Origin of the sequence: Bradyrhizobium sp. 61 (assembly GCF_023073075.1) — a bacterium.
In the GTDB taxonomy this organism is placed as follows: Bacteria; Pseudomonadota; Alphaproteobacteria; order Rhizobiales; family Xanthobacteraceae; genus Bradyrhizobium; species Bradyrhizobium barranii.
Genome location: NZ_JADPIU010000008.1, coordinates 127,270 through 146,479, shown reverse-complemented (window position 1 = coordinate 146,479; position 19,210 = coordinate 127,270). Strand labels below are relative to the sequence as shown.

At 64.6% G+C, this 19,210-nt stretch carries 19 protein-coding genes and 2 tRNA genes; 14 read left to right on the top strand and 7 right to left on the bottom strand.

Annotated features, from left to right (window positions below):
- Window positions 1-21 precede the first annotated feature (21 nt).
- Window positions 22-855 (bottom strand): MurR/RpiR family transcriptional regulator, encoded by an 834-nt coding sequence (locus IVB46_RS03450; RefSeq protein ID WP_071912511.1) that lies wholly within the window; start codon window positions 853-855, stop codon window positions 22-24.
- Window positions 856-991: 136 nt separating this feature from the next.
- Between IVB46_RS03450 and IVB46_RS03445 the strand changes: the two genes are divergently transcribed.
- From IVB46_RS03445 to IVB46_RS03415, 7 genes are all read left to right on the top strand, one after another.
- Entirely contained in the window at window positions 992-2,284 is a 1,293-nt protein-coding gene (locus tag IVB46_RS03445) for an ABC transporter substrate-binding protein (protein ID WP_247309452.1), read from the top strand.
- 103 nt (window positions 2,285-2,387) lie between these two features.
- Entirely contained in the window at window positions 2,388-3,308 is a 921-nt protein-coding gene (locus tag IVB46_RS03440) for a branched-chain amino acid ABC transporter permease (RefSeq protein WP_166091617.1), read from the top strand.
- A 3-nt stretch (window positions 3,309-3,311) separates the two neighbouring features.
- On the top strand, window positions 3,312-4,355 hold the full coding sequence (locus IVB46_RS03435; protein ID WP_247309454.1) for a branched-chain amino acid ABC transporter permease: 1,044 nt from the start codon (window positions 3,312-3,314) through the stop codon (window positions 4,353-4,355).
- A complete protein-coding gene (locus IVB46_RS03430) occupies window positions 4,352-5,095 on the top strand; it encodes an ABC transporter ATP-binding protein (protein WP_071912517.1) in 744 nt (247 codons plus the stop codon). Before IVB46_RS03435 ends, IVB46_RS03430 begins: the two co-directional genes overlap by 4 nt.
- Entirely contained in the window at window positions 5,092-5,793 is a 702-nt protein-coding gene (locus tag IVB46_RS03425) for an ABC transporter ATP-binding protein (RefSeq protein ID WP_247309456.1), read from the top strand. Before IVB46_RS03430 ends, IVB46_RS03425 begins: the two co-directional genes overlap by 4 nt.
- Complete coding sequence (locus IVB46_RS03420) at window positions 5,794-6,441, top strand: ATP-binding cassette domain-containing protein (protein ID WP_247309458.1); 648 nt, start codon at window positions 5,794-5,796, stop codon at window positions 6,439-6,441.
- Between the two features lie 12 nt (window positions 6,442-6,453).
- Entirely contained in the window at window positions 6,454-7,890 is a 1,437-nt protein-coding gene (locus IVB46_RS03415) for an NAD-dependent succinate-semialdehyde dehydrogenase (protein WP_247309460.1), read from the top strand.
- A 39-nt stretch (window positions 7,891-7,929) separates the two neighbouring features.
- Here the strand turns inward: IVB46_RS03415 and IVB46_RS03410 are convergent, their stop codons facing one another.
- From IVB46_RS03410 to IVB46_RS03400, 3 genes are all read right to left on the bottom strand, one after another.
- Window positions 7,930-9,282 carry a caspase family protein gene (locus tag IVB46_RS03410; RefSeq protein WP_247309462.1) on the bottom strand — a complete coding sequence of 451 codons (1,353 nt, stop codon included), beginning with the start codon at window positions 9,280-9,282 and terminating at the stop codon, window positions 7,930-7,932.
- Between the two features lie 110 nt (window positions 9,283-9,392).
- Window positions 9,393-10,031, bottom strand: coding sequence for a glutathione binding-like protein (locus IVB46_RS03405; protein ID WP_247309464.1), 639 nt, complete (start codon window positions 10,029-10,031; stop codon window positions 9,393-9,395).
- 12 nt (window positions 10,032-10,043) lie between these two features.
- Window positions 10,044-10,637: a cysteine hydrolase family protein gene (locus IVB46_RS03400; RefSeq protein ID WP_028158500.1), complete on the bottom strand. Its 594-nt coding sequence runs from the start codon at window positions 10,635-10,637 to the stop codon at window positions 10,044-10,046.
- A 127-nt stretch (window positions 10,638-10,764) separates the two neighbouring features.
- On the opposite strand from IVB46_RS03400, the gene IVB46_RS03395 reads away from it, so the two are divergent.
- From IVB46_RS03395 to lepB, 5 genes are all read left to right on the top strand, one after another.
- On the top strand, window positions 10,765-11,598 hold the full coding sequence (locus tag IVB46_RS03395; RefSeq protein WP_071912531.1) for a LysR family transcriptional regulator: 834 nt from the start codon (window positions 10,765-10,767) through the stop codon (window positions 11,596-11,598).
- Between the two features lie 193 nt (window positions 11,599-11,791).
- Window positions 11,792-11,861: transfer RNA gene (locus tag IVB46_RS03390), tRNA-Phe, on the top strand.
- A gap of 4 nt (window positions 11,862-11,865) precedes the next feature.
- A tRNA-Asn gene (locus IVB46_RS03385) sits at window positions 11,866-11,931 on the top strand.
- A 335-nt stretch (window positions 11,932-12,266) separates the two neighbouring features.
- Window positions 12,267-13,430 (top strand): slipin family protein, encoded by a 1,164-nt coding sequence (locus IVB46_RS03380; RefSeq protein WP_247309466.1) that lies wholly within the window; start codon window positions 12,267-12,269, stop codon window positions 13,428-13,430.
- Window positions 13,431-13,593: 163 nt separating this feature from the next.
- Complete coding sequence (gene lepB, locus IVB46_RS03375) at window positions 13,594-14,340, top strand: signal peptidase I (protein ID WP_247309468.1); 747 nt, start codon at window positions 13,594-13,596, stop codon at window positions 14,338-14,340.
- Window positions 14,341-14,462: 122 nt separating this feature from the next.
- Here the strand turns inward: lepB and groL are convergent, their stop codons facing one another.
- Both groL and IVB46_RS03365 read right to left on the bottom strand, forming a co-directional pair.
- Window positions 14,463-16,103, bottom strand: coding sequence for a chaperonin GroEL (groL, locus tag IVB46_RS03370; protein WP_071912538.1), 1,641 nt, complete (start codon window positions 16,101-16,103; stop codon window positions 14,463-14,465).
- A gap of 44 nt (window positions 16,104-16,147) precedes the next feature.
- Window positions 16,148-16,462, bottom strand: coding sequence for a co-chaperone GroES (locus tag IVB46_RS03365; RefSeq protein ID WP_008139213.1), 315 nt, complete (start codon window positions 16,460-16,462; stop codon window positions 16,148-16,150).
- 378 nt (window positions 16,463-16,840) lie between these two features.
- Here IVB46_RS03365 and IVB46_RS03360 point away from each other — a divergent pair, with 378 nt between their 5' ends.
- Together IVB46_RS03360 and IVB46_RS03355 are read left to right on the top strand one after the other, a co-directional pair.
- Window positions 16,841-17,128, top strand: a complete 288-nt coding sequence (locus IVB46_RS03360) for an usg protein (RefSeq protein WP_014494242.1) — start codon at window positions 16,841-16,843, stop codon at window positions 17,126-17,128.
- Between the two features lie 160 nt (window positions 17,129-17,288).
- A complete protein-coding gene (locus tag IVB46_RS03355) occupies window positions 17,289-17,828 on the top strand; it encodes a cupin domain-containing protein (protein WP_166091685.1) in 540 nt (179 codons plus the stop codon).
- 116 nt (window positions 17,829-17,944) lie between these two features.
- On the opposite strand, the gene IVB46_RS03350 is transcribed toward IVB46_RS03355, so the two are convergent.
- Entirely contained in the window at window positions 17,945-19,195 is a 1,251-nt protein-coding gene (locus IVB46_RS03350) for a nucleoside transporter C-terminal domain-containing protein (RefSeq protein WP_247309470.1), read from the bottom strand.
- Between the last annotated feature and the right edge of the window lie 15 nt (window positions 19,196-19,210).

Sequence of the window (19,210 nt, the reverse complement as noted above, 5' to 3'; positions counted from 1 at the left end):
ATCTTCTCCTGTTATGAAATGTCAGTCCGCCGCGAGATCGAGCCCGATCGCCATCGCCTGCACGAGGCACATCGGTGCGACCAGCGTACGCAGCGCCGGCTCGGGCATGTCCTGGATCTCGAACACGACGCTCGCGCCTTCGACGATCGGGCTCAGGAGGCTGTCGGTGATGGAAATCGTGGGCACGCCGCGCGCAACGAGTTCGGGAAACAGCCGCGCCGTATCCGGATAGTAGTTCCGGAAGCTGATCGCGACCAGCGCGTCCTCCGTGGTTGCGGCATGCGACTGCTCGTGGATGCTGCCGCCCGTGCCGTCGAGCAGGACGACGCGACGTCCGAGCTTGCGCAGCACGTAGGCGAGGTGGGTCGCAACCGGAAACGAGCCGCCGAGGCCGAGCAGATAGATGTCGCGCGCCTTGGCGAGGATCGCGGTGGCGGCGTCGAGCTCGCGCGCATGCACGGACTGGCTCAGCGTCACCAGCGACGATTGCGCTTCCGAGACGAAGCGCGACAGCACCGCGGCCGGCTGGCGGCCGAGCACCGATTTCTCCTCGCTCTTCATGCGCGCGAGCCGCGCCTTGTAGCTCGGCGCGACGCCGGCGACGAGGCGGGAGCGGAACACCTGCTGCATCTCGGTGAAGCCACCAAAGCCGAGCGCATGGGCGAAGCGAACGATCGCCGAGGGCGGTACGCCCGAGCGCTGCGCCACCTCGGCCACGGTGCCGAGCGCGACATCGGTCGGGTGATCGAGCACGAACTCCGCGATCTGCTGCAGCCGGCCGGATAGCGCCCGGTGCCGCTGCGCAATGGCGCCGCGCAGCTCGTCGTAGCTCATCGCGCCTTGTGCCTTGTTCATCGTCTCGGGTCTCCGGATCGGTCGCCTGTTTAACGGCATTTCACCGTTTGGATCAAATATTCTACTTTACATAACAAATGGAATGAATATTCTAATGGCAGAAAAAAGCAAAAGACTTCGAAAACGGGAGGAAACGATGAGAGGGCGTCAGATCTCACGGCGAAGCGTTCTGAAGGGCAGCTTGATGGCCAGCGTCATCGGCGGCACCGGCAGCTTCTTTGGGCCGTGGAAAGAGAATCACGCGTGGGCGCAAGGCGCCAAGCCGATCAAGCTCGGCCTGACCTGCGACGCCAGCGGCCAATACGGCAACAGCGGCCAGGATGATTTCCGCGGCATCAAGATGGCGATCGACGAGTTCAACGCCAAAGGCGGCGTGCTCGGCCGCCAGGTCTCGTTCATCACCGCGGATACCGAGACGACGCCGGCCACCGGCAGCCGCGTCGCCGAACGCTTCATCACCCGCGAGGACTGCACCATCCTGATCGGCGCGCTGCATTCCGGCGTTGCCAACGCCATCACCCAGGTCGCCAGCAAATACGGCGTGATCTACATGAACACCAATTCCTCCGCGCCGAGCGAAGCCGGAGAGAACTGCTCGCGCGTGAAATTCGTCTGGGACGGCAACGGCACCAATTTTTCCAAGGCATCGGTCAAGAACGCGGTCGATTCCATCGGCAAGAACTGGATGCTGCTGACCAATGACTACGTCTGGGGCCACACGACGTCTGCCGCAACCAAGACGCAGGTCGAGGCTGCCGGCGGCAAGATCATCGACAATCTGCTGGTGCCGCAGAACACCCGCGACTTCACCGCCTACCTCCTCAAGATCCAGCAGGCAAAACCCGACGTGGTGGCGACTGCGATCGGCGGCGACGACATCAAGGCACTGCGCGAGCAGGTCGCGCAGCTCAAGCTCGACGGCAAGCCGGCCTGGATCAACAACCAGCAGGACTGGCCCGATGTCTGGGGCGCGCCCGACAGCCTGTTCGGCGTGTTCGGCACCACCTGGTATCACAAGCTGCAGCTGCCTGGCGTTGCCGAGTTCGTTAGGAAATGGCAGGCCGCCAACAAGGACGGCCCGATCCCGGTGCCCGGCAACGTCTCCTACAACGGCTACATGTCGACGCGCGAATTGCTCCGTGCGATCGAGCGGGCAGGGTCGACCAACAACGTCAAGATCATCAAGGAGATCGAGAACCTCAAGGTCTCGGCGACCGACCGCATGCAGCATTTCGACGCGTACATGGATCCCATGACGCATCAGATGCAGCAGACGATCTATCTGGCGCGGCGCAACGCCAAGCCGGCAGACAACACCGATCTCTTCGAGATCATCAGTTGGACGGAGCCCAAATCGGCCGCCGATGACGCAGCACCCGGCAAGTGCAAGCTCACGCCCTACGAGCAGGTGCCGACCGTCGATTCCTAGAGACGGTGCTTCGCGTCGTGGAACGAGCGGCGCGTATGTCGCGCGCCGCAGCCCGGGCCTTCGAGGGCTTGGGGGAGCAATGCCAGTTGCGAGAGTCAAAACCTTGTTCGACCTTCTTCCGCATCTCCTGAATGGCCTGACGCTTGGCCTGTTGTTCGCGCTGATCGCGCTCGGCTTCATGCTCATTGTCGGGCTGATGGAGCAGATCAACCTTGCGCATGGGTCCCTGTTCGCGCTCGGCGCGTATGTCGCCATGCAGCTCACCGGACCGCGCCCGCCATTGCCGGCCGATCTTGCGAAAGTGTGGCTCGCGCTGCCGCTGGGCTGGCGCTATGCCGCGACGCTCGTGATCGCGCCCGTGATCGTGAGCCTCGTCGGCATGCTGATCGAGCTCTGCATGCGGCGGACCTACGGCAAGGATCCGCTATACGGACTGCTCCTGACCTTCGGCGCGGCGATGGTGATCGAGGAGCTGATCCGCCTTGTCTGGGGGACGCGGGACTATGTGCTGCAGGTTCCGTCCGCCATCAACGGCGGCTTCCTGTTCGGCGATCTGATCTGGTCGACTTATCGCTTCTACGCGGCGGGCATCGCGGCCGGAATCATCGGCCTGGTCTGGCTGTTGATCGAAAAGACTTCATTCGGCGCAACCGTCAAGGCCGGTGCCCATGACAGCGAGATCGTCCGCGCGCTCGGCATCAACCTGTCGCGATTGCGGCTGCTGGTGTTCGTGTTCGGCACGATGCTGGCCGCGATCGCGGGCATCATCGTCGCGCCGATCTGGGGCATTCGTCCGCATATGGGCGTCGATGCCGTCATCCCCGCCTTCCTGGTGATCGTGCTCGGCGGCGTCGGCAGCTTTTGGGGCGCGGTCGTGGCGGGGTTGCTGGTCGGACTCTGTGTTGGCCTTGCCGGCGCTTACGCGTCCGAATGGTCGCTGTTGTCGATGTACATCCTGCTCGTTGCCGTCGTGACGTTCCGTGCGCGCGGCCTGTGGGGCAAGAAGAGCGTGCTCGAGGCCTAGGGAATGATTGTGGGATCAAAATCGTCATCCGACGCTGCGCGCCTCGTCACGCCGACGATGCTGGTGCTCTGGCTCGTGCTTGCAACGGTGCCGCTGTGGATCACGCGGATCGGGCTCTATCCTTATCTCGGGATCGAGATCCTGATCTGGTCGCTCTATGCGCTTGCGTTCAACCTGGTGCTGGGCACGGCCGGACTTCCCTCGTTCGGACATGGCGCCTATTTCGGCATTGGCGCCTATGCGTTCGGGCTGTGCCAGCTCGACATTGTCGCCAATCTCTGGATCTGTCTCGCTGCCGCGGCCGTGGTCGCGGGGCTTGCCGGCGTGCTGGTGGCGCTGTTCATCTCGCACCGGCGCGGCATCTATTATGCCTTCATGACCATCGCGTTCGGCCAGATCTTCTGGACGCTGGCGATCAAGTCGCACCGCATCACCGGCGGTGAGGATGGGCTTCTCAAGATCAAGCGGCTGCCGGCCGATTTCGGGCTGGTGTCGTTCGATCTCACCGACAATGTCGCGTTCTACTATTTCGTGCTCGCCGTGTTCGCGGTCGGTACTGCCGTCTTGTGGCGGCTGGTGCATTCGCCCTATGGCCGCGTGGTCGCTGCGATCAGGCAGAGCGAGGTTCGCGCCGCCCATCTCGGCTATAACGTGTGGCTCTACAAGGCGTCGGTCTTTGCGCTGTCGGCGGCCGTGTCCGGCTTTGCCGGCGGACTGTTCGCGATGGCGCAGCTCGCCGCATTCCCTGACGTCATGAGCCTGCATCAATCCGGCTACGTCGTGATGATGACGCTGGTCGGTGGCGGGCTCGTCAGCTTCTGGGGGCCGGTGATCGGCGTGTTTCTCTTCCTCACCGCGCGCGACGTGATCGGCGCCCTGACCAATGCCTGGATGCTCTATTTCGGTCTGCTGTTCATTGCGATCGTGCTGTTCCGCCCGGAAGGCATCGCGGGCGCGCTCTCGGCCGCCGTGCAGCAGCATTCACTCAACGCGTTGCGGCGGCGCGGCACGTCCGCGATGCGACTGCTGGTCGGGGGCGGGCGATGAGCATGATCGAGGCCGCGGGTGTGCACGTTCGCTTCGGCGATCGCGTCGTGCTGGAAAGCGTCGATCTCGCGGTTGCCGAGGGCGAGTTTCACGGAGTGATGGGCCCGAACGGCGCGGGCAAGACCACCTTCTTCAACGTCCTCACCGGCCGGGTGAAACCGAGCCGCGGCCGAGTCCTGCTCGGCGGCGAGGATGTCACGGGATTGAGCCCGCACCGCATCGCCGCCAAGGGCATCGCCCGGTCGTTTCAGATCATGACCCTGTTCGACGAATTCTCCGCCCGCGACAACGTCATGATGGGCTTGCCCGCGTTTCGCGCCCGCGGCCTCGATATCGCGCGGGCGGCGGCTGGAGACCGCAGGTTTGCCGAGCAGGCGTCCGAAGCGCTTGCTGCGGTGGGGCTTGCCGACAAGGGCGATATCCGCGCCAAGGACCTGTCCTATGGGGACCGCCGCGCGCTGGAGATCGCGGTCGCGCTGGCGCAGGCCCCGCGCGTGCTGTGCCTGGACGAGCCGACCTCCGGCCTCGGCTCCGACGGCGTGCAGCGGCTGGCCGCTCTGGTGGCGCGCCTGAAGGGCCGGCTGACCATCGTCGCCATCGAGCACGACATGGAGTTCCTGTTCTCGCTCGCCGATCGCATCTCGGTCATCCATTGGGGCCAGGTGGTAGCGCGCGGCACGCCGCACGAGCTGCAGCAGAACGAATGGGTGCGTCGTTCCAATCTCGGGAAGTTCGCATGATCCTCGAAGTGGATGGGGTCGATACCTTCTACGGCGAGACCCAGGCGCTGTTCGGCGCCTCGCTCGCTATCGAGCACGCCAAGGTGTTTGCACTGCTCGGGCCCAACGGCGCCGGCAAGACCACCATGCTCCGTTCGATTCTCGGGCTGACCCGACCGCGCCGCGGCGCCGTTCGTTTCGACGGGCATGACGTGACGCGCGATCCGACCCACGAGATCGCGCGCGCCGGCATCGGCTGGGTGCCCGACGACCGGCGGCTGTGCCCGACCTTGTCGGTGGCGCGCAACCTCACGATCGCGCAGAAGCGCACGCGCTTCCGCAATTGGAGCGTCAAGGAGGCGGCCGCGATCTTCTCGCCACTCGAATATCTCATGGAGCGTGACTGCGAGAACCTGTCGGGCGGCGAGATGCAGATGGTCGCTATTGCGCGCGCGCTGGTCGGCTCGCCGGGACTGGTCCTGTTCGACGAGCCGAGCCAGGGTCTTGCGCCAAAGATCGTCGGCGACGTGCTCGCGACCATTTTGCGCATGAAAGAGGAGGGGATCGCCTCGCTGGTCGTGGAACAGAATGCGGAGATCGCGCTGTCGGTCGCAGACCACGCCGCGGTGATCGACCGTGGCCGGATCGTCTGGACCGGCGAGGCCGCCGCCTTGCGCGATGATCGCGCGCTTCGTCAGCGCTTGCTGGGAGTACAATAAGTGGCCGCACCGCTGCTCGTTCTCGATGATATCCGCAAGGTCTATACACGGGGCCGCGTCATCCGCCGTCCGACGTTCACGCTTCAGGCAAACCTGTCGCTGGAGGAGCCGGGTATCGTCGGCGTGGTCGGGCCGAACGGCGCCGGCAAGACGACATTGTTCGAGATGATGACCGGTTCCAACGCGCCGACCTCGGGCCGCGTGCTGGTCGCGGGCACCGATATCCATGGCGTCAAATACCGCGAGCGCGACCGGCTCGCGATCCACTATCACCAGTCCTATCAGGTCAGGCGGTTCCGCAAGCGCATTCCGTCCGCCTTGCTGGCGCCGTCGCCGACAAAAACGCCGCTGGTTCATCTGTTCGACGAACCGCAGTTCAACCTGCAGGACGGCTATATCGGCTTCATGCTCGATTTCTTCCGCAAGCTGCGCGACGAGGGCAGGCTGGTCATCCTCTGCATGCATCCGACAGCCAGCTGGCACCTCGACATCCTCGCCGAGATCGCAGGACGCTTCCTGTTCGTGGCAGGTGGCGGCGTCACGCCCATGGCGGATTTCCGCGCTCTCGTCGCCGATCCCCGCTGCCGCTCTTATCTCGGGCCGGACATGACAAAGGCGGCGGACGCGATTTGTCAAAGATCGACTTAAAAGGAGACTCCCTTGACCTATTCGAACACGCAGCTTTTCATTGCCGGCAAATGGCGCCCGGCCCATTCGGGCAAAGTGATCGAGGTGCGCAATCCCGCGACCGAGGAGGTGATCGGCACCGTCGCGCATGCCGGCCAATCCGATCTCGACGAGGCGCTCGCCGCCGCTTCCGCCGGCTTCAAGGTCTGGCGTAACGTTGCCCCCTTCGAGCGCTGCCGGATCATGCGCAAGGCCGCCGCGCTCATGCGCGAGCGCAATGACGAGATCGCGCCGCTGCTGACGATGGAGCAGGGCAAGACGCTGGGCGAGGCCAGGATGGAGGCAATGGCCGCCGCTGACGTGATCGAGTGGTTCGCGGAAGAGGCCAAGCGCGCCTATGGCCGTCTGATCCCCGCGCGCGGCCCCGGCATCTACCAGATCGCGATGAAGGAGCCGGTCGGCCCGGTCGCCGCGTTCACGCCGTGGAATTTCCCGATCAACCAGGTCGTGCGCAAGCTTTCCGCAGCACTCGCTGCCGGCTGCTCGATCATCGTCAAGGCGCCGGAGGAGACGCCAGCTTCGCCCGCGCAGCTCATCCGTGCGTTTGCGGATGCGGGCGTGCCCGATGGCGTCATCAACCTCGTCTACGGCGTGCCGTCGGATATCTCCGAATATCTGATCCCGCATCCGGTGATCCGGAAAATCTCCTTCACCGGCTCGACCCATGTCGGCAAGCAGCTCAATGCGCTTGCGGGCCTGCACATGAAGCGCGCCACCATGGAGCTCGGCGGCCATGCGCCGGCGATCGTGTTCAACGACGCCGACGTCACCTCGGCCGCGAAGATTCTGGCGGCCGCGAAATATCGCAACGCCGGCCAGGTCTGCATCTCGCCGACGCGGATGCTGGTGCAGGACGATGTGTTCCGCGAATTCGTCGACACATTCGTCGACAGCGCCAAGGCGTTCAAGGTCGGCGATGGCCTCGATCCCGAGTCCAAAATGGGTTCGCTCGCCAATCCGCGCCGCGTCACCGCCATCGAAGGCATGGTGCAGGATGCCGTCGGCAAGGGCGCCAGGCTCGAGACCGGCGGCAAGCGCGTCGGCAACAAGGGCCATTTCTTCGAGCCGACCGTGGTGAGCGATGTGCCGAAGGATGCGCGCGCGATGAACGAGGAGCCGTTCGGCCCGCTCGCGCTGATCTCCCGCTTCTCGACATTCGACGACGTGGTCGAGGAGGCGAACCGGCTGCCCTTTGGTCTTGCCTCCTACGCCTTCACCAGCTCGGCCAAGACGGCGGCTGCGATCGGCTCGGCGGTCGAGGCCGGCATGATGTCGATCAACAGCTTTGGTCTGGCGCTGCCCGAAGTGCCGTTCGGCGGAATCAAGGATTCCGGCTATGGCTCGGAAGGCGGCACAGAGGCGATGGAAGGCTACTTCAACACCAAGTTCATCAGCCAGACGGGCGTGTGAGCGGGCGTTGCATGCTATGCCGCGCGATCATCGCGCGGCTTAGCGCTTGACGAAAACCAGGTTGCAGGCCCGCGCCTCGTTGCGCTTGCCGCTGCCTCGGGTGCGATCGAACTGCGCGTCGACCGTGAAGGCGTAAGGCGAGCCGGGTGCGAGGTTGTTGAGTGTGTAGGTGCTCGCCCCGGTCGTGCCACGTGCGCTCAAGGTCGTCTTGCCGTCCTGCGGGATCTGGCCGTCGATCTCCAGCCGATTGACACCGCCCGGACCCTGCACCTCGGCGTGAAACACGCCATTGGTCACGGTGGCGACCAGGGGCCTGGTGAAGCCCTGCGCCTTGCCGGAAGCCGGGCAGTTCAACGTCACGTCCCAACTGCCGTCGAAATCCTTGCTGCCGGTGGTTCTCGCGTTACCGCTCGGCGCGACCGCCACTTTCTGCTTCAGGCCCTCGATGCGTGCCTTGGCGAGGGTGGCGAAGATGCAGTTCGGGAATCTCGCGAGATGATCCTCAAAGGCACCCAGCGTGCCGATGCCCTCTGCAGCCTTCCAGTGCGCCTCGGCGGCCGCGCAGGGATCGGCCTTCGGTGCAGCCTGGGGGGCCGCCGGCGCGACCGTGACCGACACAGGCCCGTTCAGATAGAACTTGCCGATGATCGACAGCGAGAGCTCCGGCAGCTGGGTCTTGCCGCTGGAATCATAGACGTCGCTGCTGATGTCGCGAAAGACGTCGCCGATTTCCTGCGGCTCCTCGATGTGCTTGAGGAACGCGGTCGTGTAGGGGCTGTTGCGGCCGGTGCCGTCGGCGGCGACCTGCCCTGATTGCGTCGAGAACGACACGATCGTGCCGCGCGGTGCCTCGACTTTCGACAGGCCACGTCCGATCGAGGCGGCGCGGGTCGAGCCGGCAGAGCGCTTCAAGGTTTCGGCCAGCGGATTGTCGCGGCAGGAATCGAGCACGAGGATGCGCAAATTCTTGGCCTGCTGCAGATCGTTCACGATGTCGTCGACCCGCACGAAGCGCTTGAGGTCTGCTTCATCCGTCAGCACGGCGTCGACAGGCATTAGATAGTTCACGCCGTTGTACTGCATCGCATGGCCGCTGTAATAGAACATCGCGACGTCAGCGCGGCTGGCGGCGCGCGCGAAGCGGATGGTCAGGTCCTGCATGTCGGCCTGGCGCAGGTCGATACCCTGGAACACCTCGAAACCGCTGCGCTTGAGCGAGGCTGCGACGTCTTCGGCATCGTGCGACGGGTTGGGTAGCTGCGCCGTAGAGACATAAGCGCCGTTGCCGATCACCAGCGCGACCCGCGTGTCCGCCGATGCGGGGGCAAGGCTCAGCCAGAGGGCGAGGAGGGGCAGGAACAAATGACGCAAAATTCCAGAAGGAGCACGCATGAATGCCTTCCAGGGAAATATCGAAAAATATCCCACCAGATTAGCGCATGCCGCGTTGGTATCAATGCCCTCGCTGTGGACCCGTCAGATCTGGCGACCGTGACATCCTGTCACGCCGGGTTTGCCGCCACCGTCTTGCGTAGCTCCATCTCGGTCGCAATCGCCTCCCGCACGGTGGGCCGCGCCTGCATGCGCGCAAGATAGGCCGACAGGCTTGGCCATTGCGCGATGTCGACGCCCGCGGGACGGAGCAGCAGCAAGGCCCAGGCGAGGTGGGCATCCGCCACGGTGAAACGGTCACCGACGAGGAATTCGCGGTCCGCGAGATGTGCTGATGGCACCGACAGGGTCTGCGTGATCCTCGCACGCGGCTTGGCGAGCGAGCCGTCGTCCTTGTACCAGAAGGTCGGAAACAGGAATGCCTTGTGGATCTCGGCGCCGATGAAGCTCAGCCATTCCTGCAGGCGGTAGCGGTCGGGATCGCCGAACCGGGGCGCGAGGCCCGCCTCCGGCTTCACATCGGCGATGTATTGCAGCACCGCCGCGCTTTCGGTCAGCCGGTCGCCGTTCTCCAGCACCAGGACCGGCACCGCGCCCTTTGGCGACACGCCGCGGAAATCGCCGTCGTCGTCCGCGACCGTCTTGGTCCGGAGATGCACCAGATGATAGCGCGCATCGAGGCCGGCTTCCATCAGCGCGACGCGGCTCGCAAGCGAGCAGGCCATCGGCGAGAAATAGAGCTGCAGCATCGCGTTGCTCCGTTATTTCAGCGCATCGCCGCGCGCGATGATCGCGAAGCGGTCGGATAGCTCGGCGAGTGCAACCTCGTGGATGGTCCGGGCGTCCAGCGTGCCGCCGCGGCCGTCGGGCAGGTCGCGCGTGGCGCAGGCATCGGCGTCAACAGTCGTGCGAAAGCCGAGGTCGAGCGCGGCACGGGCGGTGGAGCTGACGCACATATGCGTCATGAAGCCGGCCAGTACGATGTTCTTCCTGTCGGTTGCGGCAAGGCGCGCCTGCAGATCAGTGCCGGCAAACGCATTCGGCAACTCCTTCTCGATCACCAGCTCGCCGGCACGGGGGCTCAGCTCGGCGACGATGGCGCCGCGGTCGGCGCCGCGATCGAACAGGCTGCCGGCCTTGCCGCGATGGGCGATATGGATGATCGCGGCTCCGCTCTCGCGTGCCCGTGCCAGGAGCGCAGCCGCCCGCGCGATCGCAGGCCGGGCGTCGGGCAAAGCGAGGGGACCTGCGAGATATTCGTTCTGGATATCGATCAGCACCAGCGCGGCGTCGCCAAGACGCGGCGGGTTTAGATCGGCACCGGCGAGCTGCAGCAGGGTCTTTGCGGTCGTCATGGTCTGTAAATCTCCGGGGCAAAAGGCTGCACAAACATAGCCCCGGGAATGCCTGCCGATATGCAGGGATATTGCAGCGGGTGGCTGCGATATTGCAGGCTGCTCCCGGCCGGTATAACCTTGCGCAATGAACTGGGACGATCTGCGCATCATCGCTGCCGTCAGGGACGAGGGCACCTATGCGGGCGCCAGCGCGCGGCTGCGCATTGACGAGACGACGGTCGGGCGCAGGCTGTCGCGCATCGAGCGTGCGCTCGGTTTGCGTCTGTTCGAGGCCGCCGACGGCGTCCGCAGGCCGACGCGGAGTTGCGAGGCGGTGCTGGCGCATGTCGAGGCGATGGCCGCACATGCCGCCGAGATCGGTCGCGTCGGCGCGAGCCTGGCCGGTCCGGTGGGACGCCTGCGCATCGCCTCCACCAACACGTTCGCCGAGGAGGTGCTGTCGCCGCGCGCGAGCGACTTCCTGCGCGCCAATCCCGGCCTGACGCTGCAATTCCTCACCTCGAGCGAGAACGTCAAGTTCTCGCGTTGGGAAGCCGATCTCGCCATCCGGCTGCGCAAACCCGACAAGGGTGACTTCGCGATCTCCAGGCTCGGCGAGATCCGCATTTACTATTTCGAGCCTGTTGCGACCGAGGGCGAGCCGGTGCTGTGCGCCTATCCGGACGAACTCGGTGCCATTCCCGAGATGCAATTCCTGCGCATGAAGCAAGCCCGTGCGCGCTGCGTCACCGACAACGTTCGCGTCATCCGTAACCTGATCCGCGCGCATCGGGCCGCCGGCGTGTTGCCGGAGTATGTTTGCGCGGACTTGCTCGGCGATCGCCGCCTGCGCGCCACGCTGCTGCCGAAGCGGCGCGACGCCTGGCTGCTGGTGCAGAACCATCTCAAGCGCGATCCCGCGACGCGTGTCACGATCGACTGGGTGAGGGCGTGTTTTCAGGAAACGTCGCGCGGTTGACGTCACATAGCATTGTGATCATCGCGTCACAGTGCGGAGTGCGTGACGAAAAATCTTGGCTTTCCCCCTTGCAACCCGAACGTGCTTCGTCTATTAGCGCCCTCCTTCGCTAGGCCATGGGTTCGGGCTCTCTGATATCCCGACTGGCGCGGGCCGCTCTGCGGTTTCGTGTTCCGCCGAATGAAGGGCAAACGCAGGACGTAGCTCATGGAGAGCGTCGGGCTGAACACCCGAAGGCATCGGTTCGATTCCGGTCTCTTGCACAAAGGATAGCTCAGTTTGGTAGAGCAGATGACTGTTACTCATCCTGTCGCGGGTTCGAATCCCGCTCCAGCGCTCCGTTTCAGCCTGAAAAGCTGATACCTCTGACGAGGACCGGACGCGCGCTTCAGTCGCAGTCCGGCCGTTTTGCCGAAAGGCATTCCGTCCGAACCTAGACACTGTGAGACCGGCTTTGCGCCGCGGGTCGATACCGCTTGCGCTGATGCCGGGTGGCTCCGCATGACCGCTCGACACGCGTCGAGCGATCGCGCGCGTGCGCCCGTCATCGCGCAAGCTCAAGCCCCGGCCCGCCGATTTCCCGGGAAGCGTCGTCCGCGTCCTCACGTCCTTTGCGAACGAAACCTGTTGTCCGGCATCCGGCCGGGCACAAACGAAGGAGGCGTGCCATGACATCTAAAGAGACCTGGCATTTGCTGATGCTGAACGTGACGGTGAAGGATGGCGAGCGCGCGTTGCTCACGCGCAACGGACAGCTCGTGCGTGTGCTCGCGCCCGGCAAGCATCGCCTGTTCGATCCCCTGCACGAGCTGAAGGCCGAGGTGCTCGACGTGGTGCGCAGCGAATTCTCCGCGGATCGCTACGCGGTGCTGAAGGCCGCGCGGCCTGATCTCGCCGCTGAGCTGTTCGAGGCGATCGAGACCAAGGCGGACGAGATCGCCATCGTCAGCCTCGACGGTCGGCCCGTGCATCTGATGACGCCCTGGCAGGTGCGCGTCTACTGGAAGGTCGCGACCCGCATCGATGTCGAGCGCATCGATGTGTCCGCCGATCCCCGGGTTGGCGCGCGGCACCTGACCATGATCGAGCGCAACCGCTCGACCGTCGTGATGGAAGCGGTGGTCGAGAACCACGAGGCGGGCCTGCTCTATGTCGAGGGCCGGCTCGTGGAGCGGCTTGCGCCCGGCCGGCACGCCTTCTGGACCGTCGGCCGCAAGATCGAGGTGAAGCGCCTCGACCTGCGGCCCCAGGCGGTCGAGATCACCGCGCAGGAGATGCTGACCAAGGATCGCATCGCGCTGCGGGTGACGCTGACGGCGTTCCGCAGGATCGTCGATCCCGAGCGCACGGTTGCGACCGTGCCCGACGTGGATGCGTGGCTGTACCGCCTGGTGCAGTTCGCGATCCGCGAGGCGGTGGCGGGCCGGACGCTGGACGAGGTGCTGTCTGCGAAGGCGGCGCTGGATGCGGAGCTGCGCGACTATGTGCGGGCACGCGTCGCGGAGTCCGGCGTGGAGGTGACCGAGCTCGGCGTCAAGGACGTGATCCTGCCCGGCGAGATCCGAGAGCTGGTGAACAAGGTGGTGGAGGCGGAGCGGGTCGCGAAGGCGAACCTGATCCGCCGGCAGGAGGAGACCGCGGCGACGCGTTCGCTCCTGAACACCGCCCGCCTGATGGAGGAGAACCCCCTGCTGCTGCGGCTCAAGGAGCTGGAGTCGCTGGAGCGGCTGGTCGAGAAGGTCGGCCGCATCGACCTCCATGCCGGCAACGGCGAGGGCCTCGATGCCCTCCTGACCCGGCTCGTGCGCCTGAAGGCGCCCGAGAGCGCATGAAGCAGAAGGGCCGCCCACGGGCGGCCCTTCACATTTCCATTGTCGACGCTTGCGATGAACGCGTGCGCGCGCCCGTGCGACCAAAACCATGCGTGGGTATTGCACGCGCGCGAAGGTTGCGTAATCTCACGGTGACGACCACAATCTCGATCATGGCAAGCGAATGACCACTCTTCAGCAAACGATCCGCCCTACGGCCCGGCCGCGGGAATGGAAAGCGATCGTCGTCCTGATCCTGTTGATCCCGGTGCTGTGGTCGCCGCCGTTCCTGTTTCGCTTCTTCCTGTATCAGCCGTTCAACATCCCGTCGGGTTCGATGGCACCGACGCTGATGGTCGGCGACTACGTCTTTGCCGCCAAATATGCTTATGGCTACGGTCGCTATTCCTTCCCTTTCGCGCCGTCCTGGATCTCGGGCCGTGTCTTTGCTGCCGAGCCCGAGCACGGTGACGTCGTCGTGTTTCGCGCGCCAAAGGACACCTCGGTCGACTACGTCAAGCGCGTGGTCGGGCTGCCCGGCGACCGCATCCAGATGCGGCAGGGACAGCTTGTCCTCAATGACAGGCCGGTGACGCGCGTCGCGCTCGCAAACGGGCTCGCCGGCACCGCCTGCGGTCTGGATGGCAGCGTCAAGGTTAAGCGCTGGCGCGAGACGCTGCCCAATGGCAATTCCTACATCACCTACGACTGCGTCGAGAACGGCTACTACGACAACACCAATGTCTACACCGTGCCGCCCGGCCATTTCTTCGTGCTGGGCGACAACCGCGACAACTCGAGCGACAGCCGCGTGATGGCAACGATGGGTTTCATTCCGATGGACAACCTCGTCGGGCGGGTGACCCGGATCTTCTGGTCGCTCGATGAAGACGGCGAGCCGCACATGGAGCGGCTGGGGAAGGTCTGGTGAGGGGCCCCGTCATTCCGGGCTCGCGCTCCGCGCGCCCCGGAATGACGGGGGTAGAGAGTTTGCCCAAAACAAAAACCCCGGCATCGCTGCCGGGGTTTCGTAGTTCTTGAGGTGGTTGGACCTTAGAAGTCCATGCCGCCCATGCCGCCGCCCGGGGGCATCGCCGGACCGGCGCCGCCCTTCTTGGGCAGTTCGGCGACCATGGCTTCCGTGGTGATCAGGAGCGCGGCAACCGAGGCTGCGTTCTGGATCGCGGTACGGACCACCTTGGTCGGGTCGATGATGCCCTTGGTGACCAGGTTGACGTACTCGCCGGTCTGGGAGTCGAAGCCGTAAGCGTAGGTCTTGTTCTCCAGGATCTTGCCGACGATCACCGAACCGTCTTCACCGGCGTTGATCGCGATCTGGCGAGCGGGAGCCGACAGCGCCTTGCGCACGATCTCGACGCCGGTCTTCTGGTCGTCGTTCTTGGTGCGCAGACCCTTGAGCTGCTCGGAGGCACGGAGCAGGGCGACGCCGCCGCCCGGGACGATGCCTTCCTCGACCGCCGCGCGGGTCGCATGCATCGCGTCATCAACGCGATCCTTGCGCTCCTTCACCTCGACCTCGGTCGCGCCGCCGACGCGGATCACCGCGACGCCGCCTGCGAGCTTGGCGAGACGCTCCTGGAGTTTCTCACGGTCGTAGTCCGAGGTGGTCTCCTCGATCTGCGCCTTGATCTGGGCCACGCGCGCCTCGATGTCGGCCTTCTTGCCGGCGCCGTTGACGATCGTGGTGTTCTCCTTGTCGATCATCACCTTCTTGGCGCGACCGAGCATGTTGAGCGTGACGTTCTCGAGCTTGATGCCGAGATCTTCCGAGATCGCCTGGCCGCCGGTCAGGATCGCGATGTCCTGCAGCATGGCCTTGCGGCGATCGCCGAAGCCCGGAGCCTTGACGGCCGCGACCTTCAGACCACCGCGCAGACGGTTCACGACGAGGGTCGCAAGCGCTTCGCCTTCGACGTCCTCGGCGACGATGACCAGCGGCTTGCCGGTCTGCACCACGGCCTCGAGCAGCGGCAGCAGCTCGTTCAGCGAGGAGAGCTTCTTCTCGTTGATGAGGATGTAGGCGTCGTCCATCTCAACGCGCATCTTGTCGGCGTTGGTGACGAAGTAGGGCGAGATGTAGCCGCGGTCGAACTGCATGCCCTCGACGACGTCGAGCTCGGTCTCGAGCGACTTGGCTTCCTCGACGGTGATGACACCCTCGTTGCCGACCTTCTTCATGGCGTCGGAGAGGAACTTGCCGATCTCCGCATCGCCGTTGGCCGAGATGGTGCCGACCTGGGCGATCTCGTCGTTCGAGGTGACCTTCTTGGAGTTCTTGACGAGGTCGGCGACCACGGCTTCCACGGCCAGGTCGATACCACGCTTCAGGTCCATCGGGTTCATGCCGGCGGCAACCGACTTTGCGCCTTCACGAACGATCGCAGCCGCGAGCACGGTTGCGGTGGTGGTGCCGTCGCCGGCCGCGTCAGCCGACTTGGAGGCGACTTCGCGCACCATCTGCGCGCCCATGTTCTCGAACTTGTCGTCGAGCTCGATCTCCTTGGCGACGGTGACGCCGTCCTTGGTGATGCGGGGAGCGCCGAACGACTTGTCGAGGACGACGTTGCGGCCCTTGGGGCCGAGCGTCACCTTGACGGCGTTGGCGAGGATGTCGACGCCACGCAGCATCTTGTCGCGTGCATCGACGCCGAATTTGACTTCTTTAGCTGACATCTGGATTTTTCCTTAGGTGTTTAGCTGGTGGGGAGAGGGGGCTCTTAGGCCGCCTTCTTCTTGGAAGCGGGGACGTCGAGGACGCCCATGATGTCGCTTTCCTTCATGATCAGCAGGTCGACGTTGTCGATCTTGACTTCAGTGCCGGACCACTTGCCGAACAGCACGCGGTCGCCGACCTTCAGGTCGATCGGGATCAGCTTGCCAGCTTCGTCGCGGCCACCGGGGCCGACGGCGACGACTTCGCCCTGCGAGGGCTTTTCCTTGGCAGTGTCGGGGATGATGATGCCGCCGGCGGTCTTCTCTTCTGCGTCGATACGCTTGACCACGACGCGGTCGTGAAGCGGACGGAATTTCATGCAGTCCTCCTAAGTAGTTGCACGGTATGGGAATTTTTTGGCGTTAGCAGTCTGTGCCAGCGAGTGCTAGCACAGGCGAGGCTGAAATAGGACAGGAATTTTGCGGGGGCAAGGGCTTCTAGCAGAAAAATCGGCACTCTGAAGGCCCGGGTGCCAGAATCTCTTTACCATCGTTAACCCGCCCGGTGACCGTATTAGCACGGAGCCGCCTCTGCTGCTAAAGCATTGAATTTCAACAGCTTGTTAAACTTTTAGGCTTGAGATGGATTGTCAGTTTGCGTCACATTTCTCTCATGTGAGCGCATCAGTACCGGGTGGCTCGTAAGGCGCACACCGACCAAGCCGCCCCTTGAATGCGCTCCTGCAAAGGAGGTTGGCATGGGCTTGCGGAGTGGGGGCGTTTCCGAAGATTTCCGGAAACAGCTTTTGGGTTACGGGCTGACGACGGCGCAAATTCTCTATCGGATGCCCGATCATCCCTCGCTTCTCCAGACCTACGTCTGGCAGAACTACGACATGTTTCCGAAATTTCCGGCGCTGAAGGATTTCCTGGCGTTCTGGCAGGAGAAGCTCGACGGTCCGCTCCATTCGGTGACCGTCGCGCATTCCAAGCTGATCAAGCCGGCCGAGCTGCGCGCCGTGGATGGCGTGTTCCGGCTGCATTGAACAGCGCGCCGGCATCGTAGAGTGGGCAAAGGCGCGCTCGCGCCGTGCCTACCATCTCTCCACGATTGCATCTGGCAATGGTGGGCACGCTTTCGCTTTGCCCACCCTACGATATCTCGTTCTGTGCTAGCCTCCGCCTATAACAACAGGGAGGCGGCCCATGGCCAAGAAAACAAAATCGCGCAGTGCAGCCCAGGCCGCGGTGAAGAAGCGGAGCGGAGCCAAGGCCGTGGCACGATCCTCGGCGCGCAAGGCGGTGAAGGCGAAGGCGCGCACGACACCGGCGAAGGCCGCTCCGAAAAAGCCCGCGCGTCCCAAGCAGCGCATCGCCATCAGCCATCACCGCGAGGAAGACTTCAAGGCCGATGGCCTGCGCGTCTACGCCAAGTATCGCGACCTCGGCATCGCCGAAGCCAGCCACGGCCTCGCGCAAGCCCACGTGATCCGCCTGCAAGGCCCCTGCGATCCGAACGAGGTGTCGAAGCTGCACTTCCACGACGTCGAATTCCAGATGGTCTACGTGCTCAAGGGCTGGGTGAAGACCTACATGGACGGTCAGGGCGAGACCTTGATGAAGGAAGGCAGCGCCTGGACCCAGCCGCCGAAGATCAAGCACATGATCCTGGATTATTCGGATGACGTGGAGCTGCTGGAGGTGATCCTGCCGGCGGAGTTCAGGACGGTGGAGTTGAAGGCCTGATGTCATTCCGGGGCGCGCGCAGCGCGAGCCCGGAATCCATTTCTCGGCATGTGCTGACGCCCGATGGATTCCGGGCTCGCCGCTTCGCGGCGCCCCGGAATGACGGTGGAGAGAGCCTAACTCAACACCCCCACCACCGCGCCCATCAAACACGTCGTCAGCGTCCCCGACACGATCGACTTCAGCCCGAGCGCGTTGATCTCCTCGCGCCGCTCCGGCGCCATCACCCCTAAGCCGCCGATCATGATGCCGAGGCTGGCGAAATTGGCGAAGCCGCACATTGCGTAGAGCATGATCAGGCGCGAGCGCGGATCGAGCGTATCGGGCGGCAGTTTTGAGAAGTCGACATAGGCGATCAGCTCGTTGAGCACGGTCTTGGTGCCCATCAGGCTGCCGGCGGTCACCGCCTGGTCCCAGGGCAATCCCATCAGCCAGCACACCGGCGCCATCACGAGGCCCAGCAGGCGCTGCAACGAGATCGCGGCGCCCCCGATGTTTGGCAGCAGGCCGAGGATGGCATTGACGAGATAGACCAGCGCCACCAGCACCAGCAGCATGGCGACGATGTTGATCAGCAGTTCGATCCCCGCGCTCGTCCCCTTCACGATCGCATCCATCGGGCCGGAGACATCCATCTCGGGATCCTCCAGCGCGCCGCCGGTGCGCTTGTCTGACGTCTCCGGCACCATGATCAGGCTGACGAGGATCGCGGCCGGCGCACCCAGCACCGAGGCGATGACGAAATGGGCGGCGGCATCGGGAATGAGCGGCGCCAGCAGCGTCGCGTAGAGCACCAGCACCGTGCCGGCGATGCCGGCCATGCCGCCGGTCATCACCAGGAACAATTCGCTGCGCGTCATCTGCGCCAGATACGGCCGCACGAACAGCGGCGCCTCGACCATGCCGAGGAAGATGTTGGCCGCGGTCGAGAGCCCGACCGCGCCGCCGACGCCCAGCGTCCGCTCCAGCAGCCAGGCCATGCCACGCACGACCGGCGGCAGCACGCGCCAATAGAACAAGAGCGTCGTCAGCACGCTCATGACCAGCACGATCGGCAGCGCCTGGAACGCCAGGATGAAATCGGCGCCCGGCACCTTCAGATCGAAGGGCAGGGGACCGCCCCCGACATAGCCGAACACGAAGGAGGAGCCGGCGCGCGAGGCCGCGGAGATCGCGCCGACCGCGTCGTTGATGGCGCCGAAGGCGCGCGCGACGACGGGCACCTTTAGGAGCACGACCGCGGTGACGAAGGTTGCGACAAGCCCGATCGCTGCTTGGCGAGCCGAGGCCGCGCGGCGATTCTCGCTCAGCACCCAAGCGATCAATAGCAATGCGAAAACGCCGAGTGCCGATTGCAGCCGAAGCATGATGTCCCCAAACCC